The following is a 26,412-nucleotide window of genomic DNA, read 5'->3' as shown; positions in this document are numbered from 1 at the left end:
AAGTGAAATGATTCCAAAAAAAATCACAGTTCTTAGAACATAAGAACTGTGATCTTTAGTGAGTGTGAAACGCTTCACCCTTTTATAATGACTAATGATTAAAACTTAGGTTTGTAGAAACTACGATTTTCAAGTGGGAAAATGCGTTCTGTATATTCACCTGGCTCTACACGCTCAAGTGCACGATCTAACATATTCATTTTCGCATCAATATTATCAATATAATGTAAGATTTCTGCCTCTTTAATTAGTGGTAGTTTCGGGCTTCCATACTCATATTTACCATGATGACTTAATACAAGATGTTGAAGAACAGTTATTTCTTCCCCTTCTATTCCAAGTTCTATAGACGCATTTCCAATTTCAATTGCCATTAATGAAATATGGCCAAGTAAGTTTCCTTCTACTGTATATTTTGTTGAAACAGGACCAGATAACTCACGAACTTTACCTAAGTCATGTAAAATAATGCCGGCATATAATAAATCCTTATTAATTGAAGGATATAAAGTTGCAATTGATTCGCCTAGTTTCAACATACAATATACGTGATAAGCTAAACCAGATACAAATTCATGATGATTTTTTGTAGCTGCTGGAAACTCAAGAAAATCGTCTTCATTTTTTAATACTAAGTATTCGGTAATTTTTTTAAGTTTTTCATTTTCCATATTATTAATATAAGAAGTTATTTTTTCATATAGCTCATTTTTCGCGACTGGAGCTCTTGCAAAAAAATCTTCAGGATTTACTTCATCAGAATCTTTTGCAGGTCGAATTTGACGTAACTTTAATTGAAGCTTTCCTCTATAATCATGAAGCTCCCCTTCTACTTTTACAACTGCACCTTCTACATACGCTTCTTCTTGTTCAGAAGAAATATCCCAAAGTTTTGCTTCAATATCCCCACTTTGATCCTGTAATGTCAAAGATAAAAATGATTTTTGATTACTTGCTACACCTTTTGTAACAGCTTTTAAAAACAAAAACGTCACGAAGCGTTCGCCTACTTCATATTCATATACTTTTTTATCCATCATGTACCTCCAACAAGTCTATTTTTCTTCTAGTTCAGAAAGCCTCTACAACATCAATAAATTTGTAAACATAAAATGAAGAAAAATAATTCAGTTTTCCCAACAAATAAAACCATTTCGTATTATGTATTTGTTATGTCACGTACACTATTATACGTTAAAACACTCACTTATCCCAACAATGTTGGTACAAAAAATAAGACATAATGTAACAAATGGTTAGGACATCTACTTAAATTGAATTTACAACTTTCTAATTATTCAAATTATTACTTTACACTTCTTTTCATTTTATGCCAAAATAAGAATTATAGAGAATTTCAAGGAGGAAAAATCATGGCACTCTATCGTATTACTGCATTTGAGCAAAGTGGAGAATCTATTGTAGACGAACAATTTGAAGCTAACACCGACCTAGAAGCGAAAAAATTCGGAGAAGAAAAACTAGCTATCCTTGGTGCACTTGATAAAACTCACCGATGCATCAGTCCTACTGGAAAACTACTTTTATTTCATCCATAAAAAAGCTGCGAATGAATTTTCGCAGCTTTTTTCTATTTGCTTATGTTTTGAAGGAGCTTGCTTGTCGGAGCTTACCAGTCGCCTCCGCTTTTCTTTCTGTCTAGCTCCAGGCGTTAACCCCTCGAGGTCATAAGCCCAAGCCCAACGAAGGTTAAAAAGCAACCTTCTTTAAGATCGTTCTTATGCTTGTCGGGGCTGAGCGAACGCCTTCCGCTTTTCTTTCTGTCTAGCTCCTCGAGGTCATAAGCCAAAGCCCAACGAAGGTTAAATAGCAACCTTCATCGTTCTTCGTCTTATGCTTGTCGGAGCTTACCAGTCGCCTCCGCTTTTCTTATTTCCCAATAAATTCCGGTTTTCTTTTTTGTAGGAAGGCTTGTACGCCTTCTTTGTGATCTGCAGTTTTTCTCATTAGGCCTTGTCCGTTTTTTTCTGCTGCTAATACTTTTGTTAGTTTGTCTAGGTTATTTTCGTTATATATTTTCTTTGTTTGGATCATCGCACTTACTGGTTTTTGTAAGATACCATTTACGCGATTTTTGATTTCTTGTTCAAAGTCTCCTGAAATGACTTCATCAATTAATCCTAATTCTAGAGCGTTTGTTGCATTTAGTTTTTGGCCATCCCATATCAGTTGTTTGGCTTTCGATTCACCTATTCTTTTTTCAAGGAAATAATGTGCGCCACCATCAGGGATTAGTCCAATTCCAATAAAATTCATTGCTAATACGCCAGATTCGTGCGCTAAAACATAGTCACTTGCTAGCGCTAAGCTTAATCCAATTCCAGCTGCTGGTCCGTGAATTGCACTGATCACAATTTTTGGTAGCGTATACAATTTAATAACTAGTTCTGAAATTAAATCCATTACCGGTGAAAATGCACTTTCGTCAGTATTACTTAACATCGATTTTAAATCTCCACCTGATGAAAAGCCTTTGCCATTTCCACAAAGTACAACTACGTCTACTTCAGAATTATTAATGTCATCTAAAGCGTCTCTAAACTGTCTAAATGTTTCTTCGTTCATTGCATTTAATACTTCAGGTCGATTAAAAACAATTGTAGCTACACGACCCTCTTTTTTTAATAAAATGTGATCTGTTGTGTTAGAAATTGTCATAAAAAAATCCCCTTTATATTTATGTTTATTTTTAACATTAAACATTGAAAGGGGATTTTCCTTTATTTTATTAAATTGTTATATCACTTTTTTGAAAATAACTCGTCTAAAATTTTAATTTTTGCATTTGTATAATGTTCATAACCATCATTATACGATTTTGGATCCTTCGCATTTGCAAATCGAGTAATTTGACGTGTACCTGGATGAACAAACTTACTTGATGCGCCACAGCCTAATCCGATGATCGTTTGTTCTTCTTCCATTATTAAAATATTGTATAAGCTTTCTTGACCATCTACAGCATAGCCAATGTTCTCTAGATTACCTAATATATTTTTCTGACGGTATAAATAATAGGGATGATAGTTATGTTTTTCAGTCCAAACAGTAGCTTCATTCATCATTTGTTGTACTTCTTCACGATCAGCAACTTTGTATTTTTGCTTGTTTTGCGTCATTTCTGATGCTCTCTTAAATGATAATGTATGAACAGTTAAAGACTCAGGCATCAATTCTTTAGTCTCATCTAATGTGTATTGGAATTCTTTTAATCCTTCACCCGGTAAGCCGATGATTAAATCCATATTAATATTGTTCATACCCATTTCTCTTGCTAAATGGAATTTCGTGATTGTTTCATCAACAGTATGGTGTCGACCAATTGCTTTTAATGTTTCTTGAATATAGGACTGTGGATTAATACTAATACGGTCAATATTCCATTTATTTAATACATCAAGTTTTTCAGGTGTAATCGTATCAGGTCTTCCAGCTTCAACCGTTATTTCACGTACATTTTTCATATTTGGGAAAGATTCATGCATTTTAGCATAAAGTAAATCCATTTCTTCGGCTGTAATACTCGTTGGCGTACCTCCACCATAATAGATCGTCGTAATATTAATACCACGTTCTTTTAGGAATTCACCGACTTTTTCCATCTCATAATGTAATCCATATAAGAATGAATCAACCGCTCCTTGTTTACCTTGAATTGCATAAGCTGGGAAAGTACAGTAAGCACATTTCGTAGGACAATATGGAATCCCAATGTATATACTAACCTCATTTTCAAGGTTATAAAGATCAGGTATAACTTTAAGTTGACGGTCGACGATTGACTGCATCAATTGAATTTTCTCTTCATGAATTAAATAATCATTACGTAATTCATTATGAGCCATTTCTTTTGTCATACCGTTTTTTAATTTTGTATGAAGAAGTTTTGTCGGTCTAATTCCAGTAAGGATTCCCCATTTTTGCTCTATTTTAGTATGATCCTGCAGCAATGTTAAAAAGACGAAATTAACGGCTTTCTTTTTAAATTTAAAAGATTCCTTTTCATCTTTTCCTTCTACATAGGTAGTAGTAGATTGAATATCTTTTCCTAATTCACCTGATACTGCCTTTTTTGGTTCATCTAAATGGAATTGTATTTCTAAATCTGCATCTTCTATTTCATCTAACGATACATTACAATCTTCAAAGAATAATTGTGCTAGTAATTCTAAGGGTCTTTGGAAACGATGATCGTCTAGTCCTCTAATATATATTTTCATGTTTTATCACCTTTGTAAATTTATCACTTAAGTATAAAATTAAAGACAATGCAGGTCAATTAATAAAATTTGTCATTAAAAAACCTGGTTTCCAATGAATACATCTCAATGAAAACCAGGCTACATGTTATTTTTCAATTTTCAAATGTGATTTTAAGAATGGAAGTGGGAATTGTTTTCTAAAATGCTCTTTGATCATATAAGGTACACCATTTTGATCATTTGAACGTGTAATCCAATCAGCCACTTTTTTAATTTCTACTGGTGCATTAGACATCGCAACACCTAACCCGGCATGCTCAATTAGTGGTAAGTCACTGTAATTGTCTCCAATAACAACCATTTCATGATAGGATATACCTAAATGTTCACCTAAACGTTTTAAACCAGAATACTTTGAAATGCCTTTTCGAACGATTTCAATTTTCTTTTCTTCATCACTTAAACAATCTAAATGTGGATATTTTTGATTAATTTCTTTTTTAACTTTATTTTTTTCTACTTCATCTGAAAAATGACATTCTATTTTTAATGGAGAAATTGAATTCTCTAGAATACTATCTGAGAGAGATTCAACGAATTGGATTGGATAAAAAACAGGATCTGCGTTATTTAAAACCGCTTTAGCTACTAAATTAGACTGCAATTTTTTTCTATTTCCGATCGAAAAATGTTCGTGAGACAAACGTATATTACAATCATATTTTTCTAATTTCTTAACGATATCATAAGCTTCTTCTTCTTCAATTCTCTTTTCAAAGAATGGTTCATCAAGTTTAGAAGAAATAAATGCACCAGAGTGAGAGACTAGTAATGAAGGAATTTTCAAAGCTTTAGCTAATTTTTTTGTTGCTTGGAAATTTCTGCTTGTAAATAATGTAACATATATTCCTTTGTCTTGAACATATTCGACTGCTTCCTTAGTTTCTTTAGTGAGCTTTCCATTTGATTGTAATAACGTCCCATCTATATTAATTGCAAGTAACTTATAAATCATTAAGTTCTCCCCCATTTCACCAAGAATACCGATATTCAAAGATATGACATGCTTACATTAATTAGAACACATAGTAGTTTGATATTATTTCCAATTATCATAAAAAAAAGACCCCAATGTCATGGAGTCTTTTACTACATTATCGATTTAAACTACTGTATAAATCTTCTAATGGTTTCATGATAATTTTATTTAAATCTTGAATGACTAAGTTCATTCTTTGTTCAGCTTGCATTAAATTTGATATTAAAGGATTTTGTGAAACCTTTGCCATAAGCGCTTGAGCTTGTGTACTTTCTTCTGGAGAAATTTGTGCTCCTTGCATCATTTTTTGCTGCATTGTCATTTGAAAGTTTTGAAACTCCGAAAATAAAGGCTTAGCATTTGGATCAGCTAATATTTGTGCATATAAAGATTGTAAGTTTTTTAAATCTGGGTGCTCATTTAGCGCATTTTGTAGTGAATATGCAATATCATGAATGTTTACTGACATATTTCTAACCTCCTAATTACTTTGTAACTAACACTATAGCAAACATTCTATTATATGTCAGTTTTTCAGGTATAAAACTATTTATTCTTATCTTAGTAACTACATTTTATTGTCTCTCTTAAATAAATGCTTCATTAAATTCATTTTATGGACTTGTTTTACATAAAGAATTCAATTGATTATTAAAAGAAAAACATTCACCAACTAGGCGGATATCACATATGATACAACGATAATAATTTTGGAAAGGAGGAGAATCATTGCAATCTTTTCCTAAACATTCAAGTCCACAATCGTTTGTGATCGTAACAGATACTGTAAATGAAAAATCCATACAACCTCTTGGCACCATCACGAGCCTTTGTGAAGAGTTTACTGATTTATGCGAAGAGCATGAAATGAATTTCTATGTTACTACGTTTCAAAAGCTTATTAGCAATGAATTAGTTGGATATAAGCGGAATGAAAGTGGCTGGTTTTTAACAGAAGTAAATTCCCCTTCTATTATTCACAACAGAATTCATTCGAGAAAATTAGAACGCTCTAAAGAATTTAAGCAATTGAGTTCAGCTTTATCAAATCAAAATATTCCATTCTTTAACGCACGATTTTTAAATAAACTTGAAGTTTTTAAGTCCTTTATCGAATCACCGTATTTAAAACCTTATGTTCCATATACAGAAGAATGTATTTCTGAAGATCAATTAAACAGCTTTTTACAAAAATATCAGACCGTTTTTATTAAGCCAATCCATGGTAGCCAAGGGCGAAATATTTTTAAAGTAACAAAAGAAAAAGAACATTATCGATTGCAAAATAGTCAAAATTCAGATGAGGAAAAACAATTTGAAACGATTCATCAACTATTTCAAACAATTAAACCGCAATTAAAAAGAAGAACTTATATCATTCAAGAAGGCTTGCCTTTAATTATGAAAGATCATCGACTCGTTGATTTTCGCTTTCTTTGCCATAAAAATAAATTTAACAAATGGGAAGTAACCTCTACTGTTGCAAGAATTGGCCATCCAACACAGTTCGTTAGCAATTTAGCTCGTGGTGGTGATCTTGAAAAAATAGATGAATTTCTAAGTCAATACTTGCCAAAAAAAGAGAGAATTCACTTTAAAAAATTACTTACCGAGTTAGCAATAGAATGTTGTAAATGCATAGATATATCCTTTGATGGATTATTTGCTGAATTTGGGGTGGATCTTGCTATAGATGAGCAATTTAACCCATGGGTTATTGAACTAAATTCTAAGCCTTCAAAGGACTTACAAATAGTAGATCCACTTCATAAAATAAGACCTTCAACAAAAGCTATTTTTTCGCTTGTTCAATCATATTTATAAGTACAAGGAGTGAAGAAGATGAGAATTGGATATTTATCTCTGAAAGAAAGGCAAGAAGGTGAATACGTTCAGTATATGGCAAAGGAAGCAAGTAAACTTGGATATGAATTTGTACAATTTACACCATTTAGCATCCAACCTTCCACTGAAGATATTGTGGGTTGGAAGTATATCCCTGAAACTGAACAATGGGAGAAAACATCTTTTGAAATTCCTAATTTTATTTATGATCGTTGTTTTTATTCTCCTAATGTAAAAAGTAAGCAAGCAAAACCAATAGTAGATTGGTTAAAGAAACGTAAAGATATTACATTTTTAGGGTACGGTCTTCCTGGAAAGTGGGAAACTTATCAAGCCATTTCTACTGATGAAAGCTTAAGTCCTTACATTCCTAAAACGAAGAAATTGTTACACCTAGCTGTATTTTTTGAAGAGTTAAGAAAATCTCGAAGATTAGTGATTAAACCAATTCATGGTTCTAGAGGGATTAATATATATTTTGTGACTTTAAATGCCTATTCGATTAGTGTATCAACTCAAAAGCAAAAAGAAGTGATCGAGACGGTATATGAAACTCGAGATGAGTTTTTTGAATGGTTACAACCAATCGTTGAATCTAAAGGTTATGTTTATCAAAGTTATTTGGATTTAAAAACGAAATCACATGAAGCTTTTGACTTACGAATACTTTTACAAAAGAACGAAAAAGGTAAATGGGATACAGTAGGAAAAGGTATTAGAGTCGGTCAGCCTAATTCAATTATTTCCAATTTGAGTGGAGGAAGTAATGTTCAACCATTTGATGAGTGGATTAAGCAATTCAACCAAAGAACTGCATTAATATTGCAGGAGGATATTGAAACAATCTGCAATCAATTACCGCTTGTACTAGAGAAAAACTTTCTTCCACTATTTGAAATCGGCTTAGATTTAGGAATTGATTCCAATCAAGCCGTATGGATTTTAGATATAAATTCTAAACCTGGCAGAAAAGTATTACTTCAATCCGATCCTTCAATTCAACATAAACTTTATTCAGCACCAATTCAATATTGTCTCCATCTACAATCTAAATCTAAAAATGAAAGAAGTGAAATCAAATAATGAATGATGTTGTAAAAATCGTTACACATCGACAGAGTAAAGACTTAGTCTGTGTACCCGAAGCATTAACTTCAACTAGAAATATTGAATATATTGCATTTGGTCAAAAAAAGTACCCTTGTCAGCTCGTCACGATGAATACACTTCATGATGTCATTTCAATCTCTGAACAGTTAAAAGAAATGTTATGTATTCCATTTGAAGGCAATATCGAACCAATTATTATTGGAGATACACTTCAATTAGGCCCTTTAATTGGGATTTTTACGGCTGGCTTTACTGAATCACTACTTCGACCGATTGGTGATCGCAGTTTTATGTTCGCAAACTTAATGGCAGAAAATAATCTGCAAAATAGCTTTATTTTTATATTTGGAATGCATGGAATTGATTGGGAAACTGAAACAATTCAAGGCTATTTTTTCACAGAAAAAAGATGGGTTAAAGAAGTTGTCCCATTTCCAACTGTAATTTACAATCGTCTACCAAATCGAAAAATTGAAGAACATAAATTAATTAAGAAAGTTCGAAATCGACTTGAGACTGAGTATAAAATTCCTTGGTTTAATCCTGGATTTTTCAACAAGTGGGATTTGTATGTTAAGTTAAAAAACGAAATATCAGTGAAACATTATCTCCCAGTAACGGAAAAGTTTCATAATTTAGATACAATTGAGCAATTACTCTCTCAGCATCAATTCGTCTATATAAAGCCTGAAAATGGTAGTTTAGGTTCAAAGGTTATTGTCATCCGTTACCACCGCGAGGAAGATATTTATTATTGCCGTTATAGAGAAGACGGAGTAAATAAACTTCAAAAATTCTCATCGCTTAATGTATTAATAAATCGTGTATTTAGGAAAACGAAACTACATGATTTTATCGTCCAACAAGGTATTTCTTTAATTCGTTATGAACATCAACCAGTTGATTTCCGAGTTCATACAAATAAAGATGCTCATGGTAAATGGCACGTAACTGTCATAGCTGCAAAGGTAGCTGGTAAAGGAAGTACAACGACGCATTTAAATAATGGCGGACGTGTTAAAACACTTGATGAAATATTTGAAAACGATAAAGCAAAAAGAATACATGATAAATTATCTTTAGCTGCACTCAGAATTAGCGAAGTGTTAGACAAACAACTAGAAGGCCATATAGGAGAAATTGGGTTTGATTTAGGTGTTGATAAAAACGAAACAGTGTGGTTATTTGAAGCGAACTCTAAACCTGGGCGTTCAATCTTTACGAATCCACATTTCCGAGAACATGACAAAACGATTAAAAAGTTATTTTTGGAATATGCAACGCATTTGTCTAAACAAAGCACTAAGTCCAAGGTTACGATAAAATGACTTCCGTTTTTTATAATCTTGAATCAAATACATGGTCCCATAATGAAATTGATCGCCCTAAGGTTACGCTCGGTCATAATCGCTTATTAATTAACCATATTTCAATTCAAGATCAAGGCAAAAGCACCATAACATTTCAAGTAAAAAAAAATCAGCAACACTTAGGCCCAATTATTGGTATTTTAACAAATGAAGATCGTTTCCCATTTAGTGGCAATATCAAAACCTTTAAAAGAATTTGCAAAAAAATCATGAACGAAGGTGGCATCCCAGTTATCTTTACACCTTCTGCATTTTCTGGGACCTCCCTTAAATGTTATACATTTTGTTTTCAAACAAAAAAATGGCTTGAATTATTTTCACCTTTGCCAGATGTCATTTATAATCGCATACCATCCGTTCTATATGAATCCAATGAACAATACAAACAATTTCGTAACAAATTATCAGAGCTTAATATTCCTTTTTTCAATGAATCCTATTTATCTAAAATCGGAACAATGTCACTCCTCTCATCTGATAAGTTTTTATCAAAATATATACCTGAAACGATTGATTTAAAAACGGAAGAAGACCTTCGCATATACTTAAATAAATGGAATTGCATCTACATTAAAAAGCACCATTCCGCAAAAGGATTGGGCGTATTTAAAATTTCATTATTAAAAGATAATACAGCGAGTATCAGAAATGCATTTCATGTTGAACTGATAAAAGAGATAAAAGATTGTTGGAAATTTCTAACCTCTATAAGTGAGCCCTATATATGTCAGCAAGGGATTGATAGCAAATTGCCTGATGGTAGGAAATTTGATTTAAGAATCCTAGTTCATAAAAAAGACAAACAATTCATCATTTCTGGTATTGGGGTAAGAGTTGGCACACCTGGTGGAATTACTACCCATGTCCCTAGAGGTGGAAGCATCATCCCCCTTGAAGAGCTTCCTATTCAATTAAATGAACAACTACTTCAAAAGATTGTTCAACTCACTGGAGAAGCGTTAAATCAGCATCAAGGTCATTTCTATGAATTCTCTATGGATATTGGACTTCATAATGGTCAATATTATATTTTTGAAATCAATTCGAAACCAATGGTGTTTGATGAAGTTGAGATAAAAGAAAAAGGCATGGAAAATTTAATACATCTATTTTATGAACTTTCAAAATTCGAACCATAGTAACGTACTATGGTTTCTTTTTTATTCTCAGTAACAATGATAAAATGATATGAAAGAATGTGGAAAGGTACATAAATATGATTGAAAAAATTATAAATATATTTGGCACGAATTCTGTATCTGTTATACCTGATGAAAACACATACTTAGATTACACTTGGTTTCTCACAGATCACCAAGAATTATTTGGCATTAAAAACGAAAGTATTCAGGATGAACAAAAAAAACTATTATCTGGAATATTCACGGCATTAGATACAGAAGCCCTCTTCATTCCTACAATCAATAATGGATGGTTTGACTACTTATTTAATGATAATGAAAAGAATCCATTTACTGATGAAAATGAAGTAAAATTGCCAAGCTCCGTACGTTTTATTCATTTTAATAGCAAACAATTTTTCTCGAATAAAGCAGAATTTGAAGAAGCTATTTTGGCATTTTTCCATAAAGAGATCATCATCATTTGGTCTTCTGCTAGAGAAGGTGTAATTATAGAAAAAATAAACGATCAGCCAATCATGCAATCCTATCTTGAACATATGCAAGAAACAATTGCCGCTGACTTATATCACGATGTTACTTTTTTTGTAGGGAAATGTTATGCTCCTCTATCCGAATTGCAACAGGCATTTGAGATTGAACAACAATGCTTTAAGAAGGCTTTAAAGTTTAAAAAACATAAAAGTGTACTTTGGTTCTCAAAAGAAATGCTCCATTATTTTATGTCTTTCATTCCAGAAGATTTAAGAAATGTACTTCCTAATATTTTGTTAAATGATATGACATTAAATGATCAAACACTTTCAACTGTCAAAATTTATCTTCAACATAATATGAATGTAACAGCAACTGCCAAAAAAGCATTTCTTCATCGAAATACAGTTCAATACAGATTAGATAAATTTTCAGAACAAACTGGTATTGATTTAAAGCATTTCGAAGATGGACTAGTTATTTTTTTGGCGATTCAATTACTTGAGTTACGCGAAATGTCTTAATACAAGCCTCATTTGTGCAATATGTACAAATGAGGCTTGTATTTTTTGTAAACGTTTACTATTGTTAGAAAACATTTTAAACTGTACAATCTAGTTAATGAAACCGATTTCACAATTAGGAGGAAACGAATCATGGCAGAATTAAAATTAGATCATATTTTCAAAATTTATGATAATAACGTAACAGCAGTTGAAGACTTTAATCTTCACATTCAAGATAAAGAATTTATTGTTTTTGTAGGACCATCAGGTTGTGGTAAGTCTACTACACTTCGTATGATCGCTGGTCTAGAAGATATTTCTAAAGGTGATTTTTATATCGATGGTAAGCGTGTTAACGATGTTCAACCAAAAGATCGTGACATCGCGATGGTATTCCAAAACTATGCACTTTACCCACATATGACTGTTTATGATAATATGGCATTTGGTTTAAAATTACGTAAATTTGATAAAGCTGAAATCGATCGCCGCGTGAAAGATGCAGCTCGTATTTTAGGTCTAGAACAATACTTAGATCGTAAACCAAAAGCTCTATCTGGTGGACAACGTCAACGTGTTGCTTTAGGACGTGCTATTGTACGTGATGCAAAAGTATTCTTAATGGATGAGCCATTATCTAACTTAGATGCTAAATTACGTGTAGCAATGCGTTCAGAGATTTCTAAATTACATCAACGTCTTCAAACAACAACAATCTATGTAACACATGACCAAACAGAAGCAATGACAATGGCAACAAGACTAGTTGTTATGAAAGATGGTATCATCCAACAAGTTGGTACACCTAAAGAAGTATATGACAAACCAGAAAATGTTTTCGTTGGTGGATTTATTGGATCTCCTGCAATGAATTTTGTAAACGGAAAATTAGAAGATGGATACTTTAACTTAGGTAGCAAGAGAATTGCTGTTCCTGAAGGTAAAATGAAAACTTTAAGAGATCAAGGTTATATCGGAAAAGACATTATCCTTGGTGTTCGTCCAGAGGACTTACATGACGAGCCAGTTTTCTTAGAAGCTTCTCAAGGTACAATTCTAGATTTAGAAATTGAAGTTGCAGAGCTTTTAGGTGCAGAATCAATGCTTTACACTAACTTTGAAGGCAATCAATTAGTAGCAAGACTAGATGCACGTTCTAGCTTTACACATGGTCAAATCATCAAGTTAGCAGTAGATATGAATAAAGTACATTTCTTCGATAAAGAAACTGAATCACGTATTCGATAATAATTAGTAAAACAAATAACGCAGTACCATTTATATTGGTACTGCGTTATCTTATTTTATTGATTATTTTTAAGAGTCCCTCGTTACAATCTGGACAATTAAACATGTGAGTACAATATTGATTTGAATTTTCTGTTGTTAAACCATCAGATTTAGCAGAAATATCGTAATCCATATAAGGACTATATTTGTCTTCATAATCTATTGCTCTTCCCTGATCATCACATTGATTTTCACAAATTGGGCAAATTACTTTTAATTGTTCAATTCCATTACAAAGCGGGCATATTCCTTCCATCACCATACCTCCACTATGTATAACTCTTTTCATTAAGAAAGGATGGAGAAGAATCTCCATCCCTATATCCATAATTATTATTTTGAATATCCACCTAAGCTTTGTTCAGCCATTTGAACTAAGCGTTTAGTGATCTCTCCACCTACAGAACCGTTAGCACGTGCAGTTGCATCTGGTCCTAATTGTACACCAAATTCAGAAGCGATTTCATACTTCATTGAGTCTAAAGCTTGTTGAGCTCCAGCTACTACTAATTGGTTGTTAGAGTTGTTAGCCATCTGTGTCTCACCTCCTTATGTAAGTGTAATGATAGTATGACTCCAAACCGATTTCATATGTATTTAAAGACAATGTAAATTTTGGAAAATGAATGTAAAGTAAAAAAGACCAAAAAAAAAGCACTAGATCTGGCTCTAGTACCTTCAAATTATTGTATTAAACGTAAAAACTGCTTTGTTCGATCTTGTTTTGGTTTTTCTAATACTTCACTTGGATGACCTTGTTCAATAATATAACCACCATCCATAAAGATGACTTCATCTGCAACGTCTCGAGCAAATCTCATCTCATGCGTTACAACAATCATCGTCATACCTTCCTCTGCTAATTCCTTCATCACCTTTAAAACTTCCTGTACAAGTTCAGGATCTAATGCAGAAGTTGGTTCATCAAATAAAATGACAGTCGGTTCAAGTGCTAATGCTCTTGCAATACCTACTCGTTGTTGCTGACCACCTGATAACTGATGTGGCAATAAGTTGATTTTATCTTCTAATCCTACTTTAACTAGTAAGTCAGTCGCTTTTTTCTTCGCAACTTCTTTGTTAACCTTTTGTACTGTAACTAAACCTTCCATCACATTTTCAAGTGCAGTTAAATGTGGGAACAAATGGTGTTGCTGAAAAACCATACCTGTTTTACTTCTTAAAGATATAATTTCTTTTTTAGATACCTTATTTGAAAAGTCAATTGTCTGATCATCAATTGTTATTTTACCGTTATTAGGTTGCTCTAACACATTTATACATCTTAAAAATGTCGTTTTTCCTGAACCAGAAGGGCCAATAATTGCGGTTACAGTCCCTTTCTGAACATTTAAACTAACATCTTTTAATACTTCTAATTCACCAAAACGTTTTTGAATATTTTCTAACTTAATCATATCTCTCTTCCCCCATTATTTTGCAACATATCGTTCAACACGTGCTTCTAATCGTCCTTGGATGATTGATAGGAAGAAGCAAATAATCCAATATATAAAACCAGCTTCAGTATATACTAATAAAAATTTAAAGTTAACTGCTGCGATTTCTTGAGCAGTACGAAACATTTCAGTAACTAAAATTAATGAGGCTAATGAAGTGTCTTTCACTAAACTAATAAAAGTATTTGATAACGGTGGTAATGAAACTCTAGCAGCTTGAGGAATGATAATTCGTTTTAGTGTTTGATTATATGTCATACCAATTGAATAAGCAGCTTCCCACTGCCCTTTATCAATAGATTGGATAGAACCTCGTATAATTTCAGATGCATACGCGCCAACGCTTAATGAAAAACCAATAATCGCTGAAATATAAGGTGATATTGTTAGTCCAATTGATGGCAGTCCATAAAAAATAATAAATAGTTGAACTAGTAATGGAGTTCCTCTAATGATTGAAACATACACTCTTGCTATAGCATTTAAGAATTTATTACCTGATAGACGGAAAAGCGCAGTAATAAAGGCCAAAACTAAACCAACGATAAAAGTAATAATCGTTAATGGAATAGTTCCTGTTAAAGCAGTTTTAACCATTGGAAGGAAAGATTCCTTCACAATGGTTATTGAGTTACTCCAGTCTTGTTGTAATATACTACTTAGTACCATCTTTACCAAACCATTTAGTTACGATCTCATCATACGTTCCGTCTTCTTTCATTTCATCTAACGCTTTATCAACTGCTTTTACTAAAGAATCATCATCTTTACGGAACATAAATCCACTATCAGACGCATCAGCTTCTAATGCAGCGATTTTCACTTTAGTGTCGCCAGTTTCATTTAAGTAATTTTGAATTGATAATTTATCATTAACAGTCACATCAGCACGCCCAGTTTCAATTAATTGGATTGCTTGGCTAAAACCTTCAACACCGATTAATTTTGCACCATATTTTTTAGCGATATCACCATAGTTACTTGTTAATGATTGTGCTGCTGTTTTCCCTTGAATTTCTTCTAATGCTTTTATGTCACTATCACTTTTTACAACTAATGCTGCAGATGACGTAATATATGGCTGTGAGAAATAATAATCTTTTTCACGTTCTGGTTTGATACCTACTTCATTTGCGATCATATCAAAACGTTTTGCATCTAAACCTGCAAACATTGCATCCCATTGTGTTTCAGAGTATTTCGCTTTTACACCTAAACGTTTAGCAACTTCATTTGCTAAATCAACGTCAAAACCAGTTAATTTTCCATCTTTATCATGGAATGTGAAAGGTGCATATGTACCTTCAGTTCCAATTTTTAATTCTCCACTATCTTTAACTTGTGTTAATAAATCTTTTCCTTTTGCAGAATTGTCTTCTTTATTTGAATTGCAACCTGCCATAAAGCCTGCTGCTAAAACTAATGAACCTATTGCTAAACCAATTTTCTTAATTTTCATTTTTAAATCTCCCTTAACCTTATCGGAATTATTTGTTTTAAATATATTTCATGTATAGCGAAATTTCAACAAAAAACTACTATAAAATTATTATTTTTATTTTCTGCTTTTTAATTCTAACTTTTTTAAATGAAAAACTCGGTTCTTAAGAACCGAGTTTACTTTGCAAATTATGCTTACTAATTTTAACAATAACACTCTGAATTCTTCTATTTTGAATTTCATTTATGATGAAAGTTAAGTTTTTATATTGGAGTGTTTCTCCTATACTTGGAACATGTTTGAAGCATTCAAAGATCCATCCACCAAGCGTTAAATACCGGCTCTTTGGCATGTTCATTTTTACAATATGGAAAAAATTAGATAAAGACATAGAAGCCTGGAATTGATATTCATATTCGTTAACCTGAATAAATTCATTATTTTCGTGCTCATCAAACTCATCTCGAATTTCTCCAACCAATTCCTCTAAAATATCCTCTAATGTGACAATTCCTGATGTTCCCCCAAATTCATCAATAACAATTGCTAGATGGGCGTTCTCTTTTTGAAGCATTGTTAAAACAGTTGATATTTTCATTGTCTCCATAATAAAAATTGGTATCCTGATTAACTTTCTAATATTAACTTCTTGTTCCTGAAGTAAACTCGTTAAAAATTCTCTTTCTGACAATATCCCTATAATATGATCAATATCCTGATCGTACACTGGAATCCTCGAATAACGCTCATTCAGAAAAATATCTCGGACCTTATCGACAGTTTCATTCACATCAATTGCAACCACTTTTGTGCGGGGTGTGAGTATGTCATTAATTATTTTTTCCTTAAACGTTATAGATCTTAATAATAATTCATCTTCATACATATTTAGTTCATTCTTTTGGTTGATATATTCCTGAATTGATTGTTGTCGATTTTCCAGTATATTACTTTCATCTTCATTCAAATTATCCTTTTTAAAGAGGCGAAAAAAACCCAGTAATCCTTTTCCCGAGGGAGCATCTGCCAAACACTTCACGCCCTTAATATGAATTTTTGAAACTTAAAAATGTCGACAATCCTTTACAAATATTTAATTAATATGTATTCATGACAGGAAAAATTATGCAAAAAATTTCCTCTTACTTTTAAAGTAGCAAGAGGAAAAAAATGAGGTTTAGTACGAAACAATTTAATAATAAGATGATTATGATTCAATTCACTTACATTCTGAAGTGATCAAACAATCAAGCTTATGTTTTTATTTTATAATAAAATTCACATTAATTTAGAAGTAAAATGTTACCTTTTTGTGAATAATATCACAAGCATTAATTCTTACTAATCCTTACATTCTTGAAATACTCTCAATACTATTTGATTCAATAATCTGTTCACCTTTTCTACCACTTAATGCACTATTAATCATAGCTTTTGCAACTGTTTCTCCTTTAATTGGTCTATATTTCTTAAATGGTCCAGAAAATATAAATGGCATGATTGTTGAAAATTTTTCGGCCACTTTTTCCCCTAATCGTACTTCTTTTCTTTCACCTAATAATAACGACGGTCTAAATATAAACAGTCCTGAAAAGTGAAATGTTCTTATATCTCTTTCAACTTCACCTTTTACTTTGCTATAAAAAATATTAGAATGACTATTCGCTCCCATTGAGCTAATCAGAAGAAAATTTTGCACTTTTGCCTTACTAGCTAATTCGGCAACTTTTAATGAATAATCATAATCTACTTTCCTAAAATTTTCTTTTGTTTTCGCTATTTTAATCGTTGTTCCGAGACAGCTAAATACATCATTCACTTGAAAATATTGCTCGTATTCTTCTAGTTGATTAAAGTTTACAATGATTTCCTCTAACTTCTCATGTGTTAATCCACTGCTTTTCCTAACTAGAATTGTAATTTTTTCATAACCCTCATTTTGAATCAATTGATTTACTACATTTTTACCAATTAAACCTGTCGCACCAATAACTAACGCTTTTCTTTTCATATATGTACCTCTTTTTTAATTTAGTCACTAATCGGTTTCTTTCACTTATCTTTTAAAAAAACTTTGCTATGTTATGAAACTTATTATAGAAATCTTTACAGTTCCAATCAAATAAAGAAAGGATTAAAGACTTTTGCCTTTAATCCTTCTTAAAAGTTATGAGCTTACTGACTGTACAAACTCATTATTTTTTTTTATTTCAACTAATTTCACCTGATTTGAATCCAATTCAACTACTTTAAATTCATAATCTTCGAAAATGATGGACTCACCTTGTTGTATATCATGGTTTTGAGTTAATATCCATCCACCAATTGTGTCTACATCGTCTTCTTCAACATAAAGACCAAACAGATCATTGATTTCAGAAATTAAAACTTTCCCTTCAACAATTTTATGAGACTCTGTAATATGTTGTACGGCTGGTTTTTCATCATCATCATACTCATCTCTAATCTCACCAACAATTTCTTCTAGTATATCTTCCATTGTTAGTAAACCTGCTGTTCCCCCATATTCATCATATAAAATCGCAAGAGGAATACGTTTCTTTTGCATCTCAAGTAATAAATCATGAATTGCGATGGTTTCAATTACTTGGATAACAGGTCGAGTATAATTTGTTAATTCGTATGAGCTATCAACTTTTCCATCTAAATAACGAATAAAAAAGTCTTTAACGTTAACCATACCGATAATTTCATCTTTATCTTCACCAAAAACTGGGTATCTCGTATATTTTTCATTCTTTATCGTTTCAATTTGTTCCTCAATTGGATCTTCTGCATACAATCCAATAATTTCAGTACGAGGGACCATAATTTCTTTAGCAAGTCGGTTGTCAAACTCGAAAATATTATTTAAATATTTATATTCAGCTTGATTAATTTCTCCACTTTCAAAGCTTTCAGATAAAATAATTCGCAATTCTTCCTCAGTATGAACTTCATCTGATTCCGATGCCGGTTTAATTCCAAATAATCCTGTAAAAAATCTTGCAGAACCATTTAAAGCCCAAATAAATGGGTAAGCTATTTTATAGAAAAGAATTAAAGGTGCAGAAAGAAGCAATGTAATTGTTTCAGCTTTTTGAATTGCTACCGTTTTTGGGGCTAACTCACCAATAACAACATGAATAAATGTTACTAATGCGAATGCCAGAGTAAATGAAATAGAAGAAGCAACTGTTCCATTTAATCCTAAATATTCTACAACTGGATGTAAAATATCATCAAAAGTTGGTTCCCCTAAGTAACCTAAACCTAATGCCGTAACAGTAATACCTAATTGACAAGCTGATAAATATTCATCCAAACTCGCCGTAACCCTTTTCGCAGCTAATGCGCCTCTTTTTTTCTCAGCTACCAGTTGATCGATTCGACTCGATCGAACCTTTACTATTGCAAACTCCGCTGCAACGAAAAATGCTGTAAGTGCGATTAAAACTGCAATCAAAAACAAGTTAACTATGTCCAATGACGAACCCGAGTAATTTACTCGAGTATTCACCTCCTGAGAATTTCAATCTTTATTATTAATTTATGAAACTACTAATACATTACCATATTCTGTCAGAATATTCATATTTCAACTCTTACATATGGCCTTACTAAACAATCACTGAGAAAAGATTCTATTTTACAAAAAACTTTAGTGTTTGTAAAAGCGGAGATGTATGATGTGATAATGTACTAACTAAAGCATTTTTTTCACTTTCATCCATATCTGAAATAACAGGTACTAATTGTTGTAATTTAGACTCAAGTTCAATAATCTGGTTTGAAATCATTTGAATTTGTTCAAAAACACAATTTTTTTGATTATAGTTATTTTGTATTAAAGATTTTATCTCGTCTAAAGAAATCCTCATTTGTTTACAATGTTCAATAAACCGTAGGGTTTCGATTGCCTCATTGGAATAATATCGATAGTTTGATTCAGATCGTTTTGCTTCCAATAACCCCAGTTTAGTATAATAATCAATTGTTCTTTTTGAAACTTGCGCTACTTCAGCTAACTCACCAATTCGATACTCGATCCCAAGTGACAAACCTCCCCTCATTATAGATTAATATTATTATATAGTTTAGAAACTATACAGTCAAACGTTCCAGTTTAAAAAAGAAATAGTCATTTGTCATATATTTTCATTATAGATAGATGCACGATTAGTCAATATATTGAGAATAATCGGGAAATGATAAACTTTTTATTTACTATTTATAGTATGATTTAGTAGATTTCTATATAACCGCAATGGAGGTGTTTCATGTGAGATTAACTGATGATATTATTCAAAAAGTTCCGGTGTTATGCTCTGCTAAATCATTTACTCAAATTACAAAGGGATTCTCTTTCGAGGAAAAATGGAAAGTCATTACAGAAAGTGGCGATATTCTATTTTTAAAGATTTATGATTTTGCTCGTTTAGATACAGCTAAATCAGTTTACAAATATCTAGAATATTTTGAGCAAATCGGCTCACTCGTACCTAAGCCAATACAATTTATTGAACTACCCAAGGATTCAATTTGTATCCAAATTGTATCAAGCATAAACGGAGTTGATGGTGAGGAGTCTTTACATAACTTTTCAAGTGATACGCAATATAAGTTAGGTTATCATGCCGGCAAGGAATTGAAAAAACTTCATTCTCTTTCAGATCCTTCTTCATTACAGACATGGGAAGATTATAAACTGAATAAGCACAATAGATACTTACAATTATTTAGTGAGTCAACAATTTCATTCCCTGAAATAAACGATATTTTACATTTTATTGATCAGCACATTCATTTATTAAAAAATCGACCAGTTCGGTTTCTTCACGATGATTTCCACCCATCAAATATCATTATTAACGAAGGTGAACTTGCAGCAATTATTGACTTTGATCGCTTTGAATGGGGTGATCCATATCATGATTTTCACAAAGTTGCCTTATTTACAAGTGAGATTAGTAAGCCTTTTGCGATTGGTCAAATTGACGGTTATTTCTCTGACAACATCCCGGATGAATTTTGGCAATATTACACACTTTATGCTGCAATGATCATTCCTTCAGATATTATTTGGAGCTATAAAACAACACCACATTTAATTGAGACAATGTGGAAACGAGTATATAGAATCTTAGAAGATCATGACAACTTTAAAAATATGATTCCTTCGTGGTATGTAAATAAGATTAATCATCTTTAATTACATTTACTACTCTTTACATATCTGACTATTCAATTAAATATAACGAAAAAGTAGCTTGTCACAAGACAAGCTACTTTCGTTTTACTTATTCGGATAAATTATTTTCTTTGTTTTTTCATCTTTTACAACTCGTTTACTGTTTAACTTTGCAAATTTTATCGCATCATTGCTTGAAGTAAATATATCAAGTTTATCTTTTCCTAGATAAACACTATATCTAAAATTAGCATTTGATTTAAAATATACATTTTTATTTGTCTTTAAATCTAATACTCTTCTTCCAGCCTGTACATTTGCAAATTTATCAGCTGTTTTTCGATCTGGAAAAGTATATAAAAGTTTTTCATGTAAATAAACTGCATAACGATTGTCGTTTTTCCATATTACTTTACCATCTAAATTTTTTATCGTTGTTTTTAAATTCATACTCGCTAATTGTTTTGCATTATTTACATTATAAAATGTTTTTAATAGCTTAGTATTTTGATAGACTGTATACGTCTTTTTTGTGTATGTGTAAAAATTAACTAATTTATGTTTCTCTTGATCTGAAGTCACATTCGGTAATAACAATGTATATTTGTTACCTAAGCTTGTGATTAAATATAATTTATTGTATTTATCAACAAATTCTCCATCTATAATGAAGTTCATATTTCCTTGTAAATAATTAGCATAATCAGACAATTTTGCTTCTGTCACAACACCCAATGAATTGAATGTAACAACCTTTGTTCCTTCAAGCTTTAAGTCTATTTTAGTTCTTTGCGCTAAATGACCACCTAATGAATGACCTGTTAAGGTAAATGTCGCGCCTTTATATTTGCTTAAAATTGATTGTGTAAATAATACAGCATCAGCATCTTGTGGATGATAGACAACACCTGTTTTTTGTGTTAAATCAGTTGAAATTTTAGAAATTGCTTCAGAGTTATCCTTCCAATCTTTATCTGTTAAAGAACCCGCAGAACCTTTGTATGCGATAATATATTCATTTTTTTCTTTATCTGGATTCTGTAAAACGATCGCCTCAAAACCTACATTAACTGAGCCACCGTTTTTTGATACAGAAACTACTGTCCATTCACCTAAGGCATCTTTTATATCTGAACTAACTCCTACAATATCTTTTACCTTTTTTCCTTCACTCTTATATACACCGTTTACATATGACAAATCTGATGCATACAATTCTTTGTATTGCCCATTTATGTCCTCTAATTCACTAGCTTGAGCTGTCGGTAATACATGAAAGAATAATACAAAACTAAGTACTAATCCAATAATCTTTTTCAATTTTTCCTCCTGTGAAACATTTATTTATTCTTAACTTAAGCATATTTCTCCATATCACGAATGTTTCCTTCTTTTATTTGAAAATATTTCGTAAAAATAGAATTTATTTTGACAAAAACAAACCTTTTATTGACCTTCAGTTTGCCTTGGTTTAAAGTTAGAATATTATAAAAAATCAGGTGAGGATGATATTATGGAGCGTGTTTATAATTTCTCTGCTGGGCCCTCTGTCTTACCAGTTTCAGTGTTAGAAAAAGTACAGAAAGATCTAGTTTCATTTGGTAATGCAGGAATGTCGGTAATGGAAATGAGTCATCGTTCTAAGGAATTTGAGGAAATCATTCAGAAATGTGAAGCTTTATTAAGGGAAATTTTAGAAATCCCAACAAACTACAAAGTATTATTTTTACAAGGTGGAGCTTCAACACAATTCTCAATGGTACCATTAAATTTATTAAAACATTTCCAAACTGCTGCGTTTATTAATACAGGTTCTTGGTCTAAAAAAGCTATTTCTGAAGCAAAAAAATATGGAGATGTTAAGATTATTGCATCTTCAGAAGACAAAAATTACTCCTATATTCCTAAATTAGAAGATTTATATATTGATCCTTCCATTGATTACTTACATATCACATCAAACAATACAATTGAAGGAACAAAATTTTCTTCTTTTCCAACTACTAAAGCACCTTTAGTTGCTGACTTTTCATCAAATATTCTCTCTGAACCAATTGATGTTTCTAAATTTGGGTTAATTTATGCTGGAGCTCAAAAAAATATTGGTCCTGCTGGATTAACGATTGTCATCATTCGTGATGATTTAATTGGCCATGCAAACACTCTTTGTCCAACTATGTTAGATTATAAAACTCATGTTGGGGCATCCTCACTTTATAACACACCGCCTACATTTAGTATCTATGTTTCTATGCTCGTACTAGAGTGGATTAAGGAACAAGGTGGACTTAAACAAATTCATGAAAATAATCTATTAAAAGCAAAATTATTATATGACTTTATCGATCAATCACCTTTGTTTTCTTCACCAGTTGAAATCGAAAGTAGATCATTAATGAACATTCCATTTTCAACATCTTCAGAAGAAATAAACAAACAATTTTTAGTTGAAGCTTTAGCTAATGGATTTGTGAATCTTGAAGGCCATCGCTCTGTTGGTGGAATGAGAGCAAGCATATACAATGCAATGCCGGTTGAAGGAATTGAAAAGTTAGTTCAGTTTATGAGTCAATTTGAAAAGAATATAGTAGAGGTGATTGAATCATGATTAAAATTCAAACTTTAAATAATATTTCTAAAAACGGTATAAATGAATTTCCAATACAAAATTATACAATTGAAAACGATATGAATGAACCGGATGGCATTCTATTAAGAAGTTATAGTATGCATGAAATGAATATACCTGAAAGTGTAAAAGCAATCGCAAGAGCAGGTGCTGGTGTAAACAATATTCCGATCGACGATTGTACAGCAAGAGGAATAGTTGTATTTAATACACCTGGTGCAAATGCAAATGCAGTGAAAGAGCTTGTATTAACTAGTCTACTACTATCATCTCGTCGTATTCTTGAAGGTGTTGAATGGACGCGTTCTTTATTTGGTGAGAGTAATATTACAAAAATAGTTGAAGCTGGAAAAAAAGAATATGCAGGTGTAGAAATCGCTGGAAAGAAATTGGGTATTATCGGATTAGGAGCAATTGGAGCTCTCGTTGCCAACGATGCTTTAGCACTAGATATGGAAGTATATGGTTATGACCCTTATATTTCAGTGGATACAGCTTGGCGATTATCAAGAAATGTGCAACGCATTGATAATCTTGAAGAAATTTTCTCAACTTGTGATTATATTACAATTCACGTACCTCTAACAAATGAGACAAATCGATTTGTGAATGAAAAATTATTATCACTTATGAAAAAAGGAAGTCGACTGTTAAATTTCTCTCGTGCTGAATTAGTTGATGATGCCGCTCTTGAAAATGCCTTAAATGATGGAACTGTTGGTGTGTACGTAACTGATTTTCCAAATGAGAAGGTCATTGGAATGCAAAATGTAATCCCAATTCCTCACTTAGGTGCTTCTACGAAAGAATCAGAAGAGAATTGTGCTCGAATGGCTGCAAAACAATTAAAGAATTACTTAGAAACAGGCAATATAAAAAACTCAGTCAACTTCCCTAATGTAGAACTTCCTTATACAGGAAAGAAACGAATTACGATTTCTCATAAAAACATTCCAAATATGGTTGGGCAAATTACTGGGCTACTAGCAAAATATCATGTAAATATAGCGGATATGCTTAACCGTAGTAAAGGTGCATATGCCTATACAATGATTGACCTTGATGACATGATCAACGAGCAAGTTGAACAATATATTAAGCAAATTGAAGGCGTCATTAGTGTGAGAATTATTTAATAGATTAATTGAAAAAAAAGAGGCTGTCTCATAAGTCAATTTGACATGAGGCGCCTCTTTTTTTTAGCTTAAATATTAATTTCGAACAATTTATTGTATTAAAAATGCTTGCGTTGATTTCCACTTCAGGCAACTCGCTTTCCGTGGGGCTAAGCTTGAGCCTCCTCGGCAAGCCTCCGGGTTCTCAACCTTCCCGCTATTCCCACAGGAGTCGAGTGGCCTTCCGTTCCAATCACATTCTTTGTCATCAGTACACTCAAAAAAACTGTTTTAAACAAGACCCCTTAAAAAGCGATAATCTTATCTAATTAGAGTCTTCTTTTAATAAAAAATGACAACTAATTACCTTTCTAATTAGTTGTCATAACTTGTGATATTTTATTGTTTTCTCCCTACAAAGGGAAGTCGTTTATTTAATAAGCATCTTGATCAATATTAAATTAGATGAACAAACTAATTACAACTGATATCTATTACTTACTCGTCAAAGTACCATTGGTTGTAAATTTCGTATTATAGGAAATCTTATTTAATTTATTTATTATCGTTTGATTATATGAATTGTTTACTGGTCGCGGAATACCATTCGTAATTTTTAAAGGAATAATAGAACTTTTTACTTTATTATTTTCTAGCGTCAGTTTAACGATCATACTTTCTTGGCCCTTTTGGTCATTTGCGCCATCAAATATAAAGTTTCCTAGGCTGTAATAAATAGGTGCCCCTTTATACATCTCTGTTCCCATGAGTGTATGACTATGACCTCCAATAACTGCATCTACTCCGGCATCAATAAATTGTTTTCCTAGTTGTCTAGCATAATCCTCTGGATAATCTTTTCTTTCCTTATTCCAGTGAATCATAATGATTGTATAATCCGAATATTTTACAGCAGTTTTTACATATTGCATCATAGGATTTGTTGTATATGCAGAAGCAATACCTGCTTTATTCGTAGAAGCGAACCAAGAAGCTTCAGGTAATACTCTACTAAAACCGAGAATAGCTACTCTCTTCCCATTAATTGTTCGATACTGTGCAGAAAAAGCTTCCTTCGTATTCTTACCAGCACCAACTGTACCAATATTTGCTTTCTTAGCATAATCAATTGTGTCCATCAAAGCTGTATTTCCATAATCAAGAGAATGATTGTTTGCTAGTGAAACAACATCAATCCCTGAATTTTTAATTCCTTTGACAATTGAAGGATCTGCACGAAATGTAAATTGTTTATTTTCTGCTTTTCCTCTTTTTGAGATACTTGTTTCTAAGTTTACATATGTAAGGTCAGACTGTTTAAAATATGGACTAACATACTTGAAAGGATAGTCAACTCCATATTTATTGATCTGTGATTTAATTTTCCCTTCAAACATGATATCCCCTGCTAAAGTGATCGTGATCGGTTTTTGAGCTTTTTTTGTTGTAGTATTCCCAGCTGCAAATACCGTTCTATCAATCTTAAAACCTACTCTACCAATATCTGTCATAAATAGAGAAGATAATAGTATCGTACTGCAAATAGTAGTCAAACTAAATTTAAAGGCTTGTCTCAT

26 protein-coding genes are annotated in these 26,412 nt (G+C 32.0%); 10 read left to right on the top strand and 16 right to left on the bottom strand.

Translation table 11 applies throughout. From position 1 onward, the window contains the following. Window positions 1-98: 98 nt before the first annotated feature. The gene (gene yhaM / locus CAB05_RS11145; protein ID WP_087999910.1) at window positions 99-1,037 is read right to left on the bottom strand and encodes a 3'-5' exoribonuclease YhaM; all 939 of its coding nucleotides are present in this window, start codon (window positions 1,035-1,037) and stop codon (window positions 99-101) included. A gap of 336 nt (window positions 1,038-1,373) precedes the next feature. On the opposite strand from yhaM, the gene CAB05_RS11140 reads away from it, so the two are divergent. Further along, window positions 1,374-1,559, top strand: coding sequence for a YhzD family protein (locus CAB05_RS11140; RefSeq protein ID WP_087999909.1), 186 nt, complete (start codon window positions 1,374-1,376; stop codon window positions 1,557-1,559). Between the two features lie 331 nt (window positions 1,560-1,890). On the opposite strand, the gene CAB05_RS11135 is transcribed toward CAB05_RS11140, so the two are convergent. From CAB05_RS11135 to CAB05_RS11120, 4 genes are all read right to left on the bottom strand, one after another. Further along, complete coding sequence (locus tag CAB05_RS11135) at window positions 1,891-2,679, bottom strand: enoyl-CoA hydratase (RefSeq protein ID WP_087999908.1); 789 nt, start codon at window positions 2,677-2,679, stop codon at window positions 1,891-1,893. 83 nt (window positions 2,680-2,762) lie between these two features. Continuing rightward, entirely contained in the window at window positions 2,763-4,241 is a 1,479-nt protein-coding gene (locus tag CAB05_RS11130; protein ID WP_087999907.1) for a coproporphyrinogen III oxidase, read from the bottom strand. A gap of 127 nt (window positions 4,242-4,368) precedes the next feature. Beyond that, complete coding sequence (locus CAB05_RS11125) at window positions 4,369-5,238, bottom strand: Cof-type HAD-IIB family hydrolase (RefSeq protein ID WP_087999906.1); 870 nt, start codon at window positions 5,236-5,238, stop codon at window positions 4,369-4,371. 139 nt (window positions 5,239-5,377) lie between these two features. Beyond that, on the bottom strand, window positions 5,378-5,731 hold the full coding sequence (locus CAB05_RS11120) for a YlbF/YmcA family competence regulator (protein WP_087999905.1): 354 nt from the start codon (window positions 5,729-5,731) through the stop codon (window positions 5,378-5,380). A 260-nt stretch (window positions 5,732-5,991) separates the two neighbouring features. On the opposite strand from CAB05_RS11120, the gene CAB05_RS11115 reads away from it, so the two are divergent. The 6 genes from CAB05_RS11115 to CAB05_RS11090 all read left to right on the top strand — a co-directional run bounded on the left by CAB05_RS11115 (window position 5,992) and on the right by CAB05_RS11090 (window position 12,957). Beyond that, on the top strand, window positions 5,992-7,086 hold the full coding sequence (locus CAB05_RS11115) for a YheC/YheD family endospore coat-associated protein (protein WP_087999904.1): 1,095 nt from the start codon (window positions 5,992-5,994) through the stop codon (window positions 7,084-7,086). Window positions 7,087-7,104: 18 nt separating this feature from the next. After that, entirely contained in the window at window positions 7,105-8,190 is a 1,086-nt protein-coding gene (locus tag CAB05_RS11110) for a YheC/YheD family endospore coat-associated protein (RefSeq protein WP_087999903.1), read from the top strand. Further along, entirely contained in the window at window positions 8,190-9,545 is a 1,356-nt protein-coding gene (locus CAB05_RS11105) for a YheC/YheD family endospore coat-associated protein (RefSeq protein ID WP_087999902.1), read from the top strand. The genes CAB05_RS11110 and CAB05_RS11105 overlap by 1 nt, the downstream gene beginning before the upstream one ends. Further along, the gene (locus tag CAB05_RS11100; RefSeq protein WP_087999901.1) at window positions 9,542-10,726 is read left to right on the top strand and encodes a YheC/YheD family endospore coat-associated protein; all 1,185 of its coding nucleotides are present in this window, start codon (window positions 9,542-9,544) and stop codon (window positions 10,724-10,726) included. The genes CAB05_RS11105 and CAB05_RS11100 overlap by 4 nt, the downstream gene beginning before the upstream one ends. Window positions 10,727-10,803: 77 nt before the next feature. After that, a complete protein-coding gene (locus CAB05_RS11095) occupies window positions 10,804-11,727 on the top strand; it encodes a PucR family transcriptional regulator (RefSeq protein WP_087999900.1) in 924 nt (307 codons plus the stop codon). 132 nt (window positions 11,728-11,859) lie between these two features. Next, a complete protein-coding gene (locus tag CAB05_RS11090) occupies window positions 11,860-12,957 on the top strand; it encodes an ABC transporter ATP-binding protein (protein WP_087999899.1) in 1,098 nt (365 codons plus the stop codon). Between the two features lie 46 nt (window positions 12,958-13,003). On the opposite strand, the gene CAB05_RS11085 is transcribed toward CAB05_RS11090, so the two are convergent. The 9 genes from CAB05_RS11085 to CAB05_RS11045 all read right to left on the bottom strand — a co-directional run bounded on the left by CAB05_RS11085 (window position 13,004) and on the right by CAB05_RS11045 (window position 19,961). After that, window positions 13,004-13,255 (bottom strand): hypothetical protein, encoded by a 252-nt coding sequence (locus CAB05_RS11085; protein WP_088000413.1) that lies wholly within the window; start codon window positions 13,253-13,255, stop codon window positions 13,004-13,006. A 77-nt stretch (window positions 13,256-13,332) separates the two neighbouring features. Then, window positions 13,333-13,533: an alpha/beta-type small acid-soluble spore protein gene (locus CAB05_RS11080; RefSeq protein ID WP_087999898.1), complete on the bottom strand. Its 201-nt coding sequence runs from the start codon at window positions 13,531-13,533 to the stop codon at window positions 13,333-13,335. A gap of 149 nt (window positions 13,534-13,682) precedes the next feature. Then, entirely contained in the window at window positions 13,683-14,417 is a 735-nt protein-coding gene (locus CAB05_RS11075; protein WP_087999897.1) for an amino acid ABC transporter ATP-binding protein, read from the bottom strand. Between the two features lie 15 nt (window positions 14,418-14,432). After that, on the bottom strand, window positions 14,433-15,128 hold the full coding sequence (locus CAB05_RS11070) for an amino acid ABC transporter permease (protein WP_087999896.1): 696 nt from the start codon (window positions 15,126-15,128) through the stop codon (window positions 14,433-14,435). Beyond that, window positions 15,115-15,912, bottom strand: coding sequence for an amino acid ABC transporter substrate-binding protein (locus CAB05_RS11065; protein WP_371870400.1), 798 nt, complete (start codon window positions 15,910-15,912; stop codon window positions 15,115-15,117). The genes CAB05_RS11070 and CAB05_RS11065 overlap by 14 nt, the downstream gene beginning before the upstream one ends. Window positions 15,913-16,063: 151 nt before the next feature. Then, window positions 16,064-16,930, bottom strand: a complete 867-nt coding sequence (locus CAB05_RS11060) for a hemolysin family protein (RefSeq protein ID WP_087999894.1) — start codon at window positions 16,928-16,930, stop codon at window positions 16,064-16,066. 318 nt (window positions 16,931-17,248) lie between these two features. Continuing rightward, window positions 17,249-17,911: an oxidoreductase gene (locus CAB05_RS11055; RefSeq protein WP_087999893.1), complete on the bottom strand. Its 663-nt coding sequence runs from the start codon at window positions 17,909-17,911 to the stop codon at window positions 17,249-17,251. A gap of 156 nt (window positions 17,912-18,067) precedes the next feature. Next, window positions 18,068-19,387 carry a hemolysin family protein gene (locus CAB05_RS11050; RefSeq protein WP_087999892.1) on the bottom strand — a complete coding sequence of 440 codons (1,320 nt, stop codon included), beginning with the start codon at window positions 19,385-19,387 and terminating at the stop codon, window positions 18,068-18,070. Window positions 19,388-19,544: 157 nt separating this feature from the next. Continuing rightward, window positions 19,545-19,961 carry a MerR family transcriptional regulator gene (locus tag CAB05_RS11045; protein ID WP_158093249.1) on the bottom strand — a complete coding sequence of 139 codons (417 nt, stop codon included), beginning with the start codon at window positions 19,959-19,961 and terminating at the stop codon, window positions 19,545-19,547. Between the two features lie 221 nt (window positions 19,962-20,182). On the opposite strand from CAB05_RS11045, the gene CAB05_RS11040 reads away from it, so the two are divergent. Next, window positions 20,183-21,112: an aminoglycoside phosphotransferase family protein gene (locus tag CAB05_RS11040; protein WP_158093248.1), complete on the top strand. Its 930-nt coding sequence runs from the start codon at window positions 20,183-20,185 to the stop codon at window positions 21,110-21,112. A gap of 84 nt (window positions 21,113-21,196) precedes the next feature. Here the strand turns inward: CAB05_RS11040 and CAB05_RS11035 are convergent, their stop codons facing one another. Further along, window positions 21,197-22,411, bottom strand: coding sequence for a Tle-like phospholipase domain-containing protein (locus tag CAB05_RS11035; protein WP_087999889.1), 1,215 nt, complete (start codon window positions 22,409-22,411; stop codon window positions 21,197-21,199). 193 nt (window positions 22,412-22,604) lie between these two features. On the opposite strand from CAB05_RS11035, the gene serC reads away from it, so the two are divergent. After that, window positions 22,605-23,699 (top strand): 3-phosphoserine/phosphohydroxythreonine transaminase, encoded by a 1,095-nt coding sequence (serC, locus tag CAB05_RS11030; protein ID WP_087999888.1) that lies wholly within the window; start codon window positions 22,605-22,607, stop codon window positions 23,697-23,699. Then, entirely contained in the window at window positions 23,696-24,856 is a 1,161-nt protein-coding gene (locus CAB05_RS11025; protein WP_087999887.1) for a phosphoglycerate dehydrogenase, read from the top strand. The genes serC and CAB05_RS11025 overlap by 4 nt, the downstream gene beginning before the upstream one ends. 473 nt (window positions 24,857-25,329) lie before the next feature. On the opposite strand, the gene CAB05_RS11020 is transcribed toward CAB05_RS11025, so the two are convergent. Then, a complete protein-coding gene (locus tag CAB05_RS11020) occupies window positions 25,330-26,412 on the bottom strand; it encodes a CapA family protein (protein WP_235821432.1) in 1,083 nt (360 codons plus the stop codon).

It is taken from the genome of Gottfriedia solisilvae (assembly GCF_002128405.1).
Taxonomy (GTDB): Bacteria; Bacillota; Bacilli; order Bacillales; family Bacillaceae_G; genus Gottfriedia; species Gottfriedia solisilvae.
This window is presented reverse-complemented; position numbering and strand designations above follow the sequence as displayed.

Bases quoted from the DNA above. Each gene is read 5' to 3' on its own strand.
- CAB05_RS11025 (WP_087999887.1), top strand. From the start codon at position 23,696: ATGATTAAAATTCAAACTTTAAATAATATTTCTAAAAACGGTATAAAT.
- CAB05_RS11020 (WP_235821432.1), bottom strand. From the start codon at position 26,412: ATGAGACAAGCCTTTAAATTTAGTTTGACTACTATTTGCAGTACGATA.
- CAB05_RS11085 (WP_088000413.1), bottom strand. From the start codon at position 13,255: ATGGAAGGAATATGCCCGCTTTGTAATGGAATTGAACAATTAAAAGTA.
- CAB05_RS11100 (WP_087999901.1), top strand. From the start codon at position 9,542: ATGACTTCCGTTTTTTATAATCTTGAATCAAATACATGGTCCCATAAT.
- CAB05_RS11110 (WP_087999903.1), top strand. From the start codon at position 7,105: ATGAGAATTGGATATTTATCTCTGAAAGAAAGGCAAGAAGGTGAATAC.
- CAB05_RS11080 (WP_087999898.1), bottom strand. From the start codon at position 13,533: ATGGCTAACAACTCTAACAACCAATTAGTAGTAGCTGGAGCTCAACAA.
- CAB05_RS11140 (WP_087999909.1), top strand. From the start codon at position 1,374: ATGGCACTCTATCGTATTACTGCATTTGAGCAAAGTGGAGAATCTATT.
- CAB05_RS11070 (WP_087999896.1), bottom strand. From the start codon at position 15,128: ATGGTACTAAGTAGTATATTACAACAAGACTGGAGTAACTCAATAACC.
- CAB05_RS11055 (WP_087999893.1), bottom strand. From the start codon at position 17,911: ATGAAAAGAAAAGCGTTAGTTATTGGTGCGACAGGTTTAATTGGTAAA.
- yhaM (WP_087999910.1), bottom strand. From the start codon at position 1,037: ATGGATAAAAAAGTATATGAATATGAAGTAGGCGAACGCTTCGTGACG.
- CAB05_RS11090 (WP_087999899.1), top strand. From the start codon at position 11,860: ATGGCAGAATTAAAATTAGATCATATTTTCAAAATTTATGATAATAAC.
- CAB05_RS11105 (WP_087999902.1), top strand. From the start codon at position 8,190: ATGAATGATGTTGTAAAAATCGTTACACATCGACAGAGTAAAGACTTA.
- serC (WP_087999888.1), top strand. From the start codon at position 22,605: ATGGAGCGTGTTTATAATTTCTCTGCTGGGCCCTCTGTCTTACCAGTT.
- CAB05_RS11075 (WP_087999897.1), bottom strand. From the start codon at position 14,417: ATGATTAAGTTAGAAAATATTCAAAAACGTTTTGGTGAATTAGAAGTA.
- CAB05_RS11095 (WP_087999900.1), top strand. From the start codon at position 10,804: ATGATTGAAAAAATTATAAATATATTTGGCACGAATTCTGTATCTGTT.
- CAB05_RS11130 (WP_087999907.1), bottom strand. From the start codon at position 4,241: ATGAAAATATATATTAGAGGACTAGACGATCATCGTTTCCAAAGACCC.
- CAB05_RS11120 (WP_087999905.1), bottom strand. From the start codon at position 5,731: ATGTCAGTAAACATTCATGATATTGCATATTCACTACAAAATGCGCTA.
- CAB05_RS11135 (WP_087999908.1), bottom strand. From the start codon at position 2,679: ATGACAATTTCTAACACAACAGATCACATTTTATTAAAAAAAGAGGGT.
- CAB05_RS11125 (WP_087999906.1), bottom strand. From the start codon at position 5,238: ATGATTTATAAGTTACTTGCAATTAATATAGATGGGACGTTATTACAA.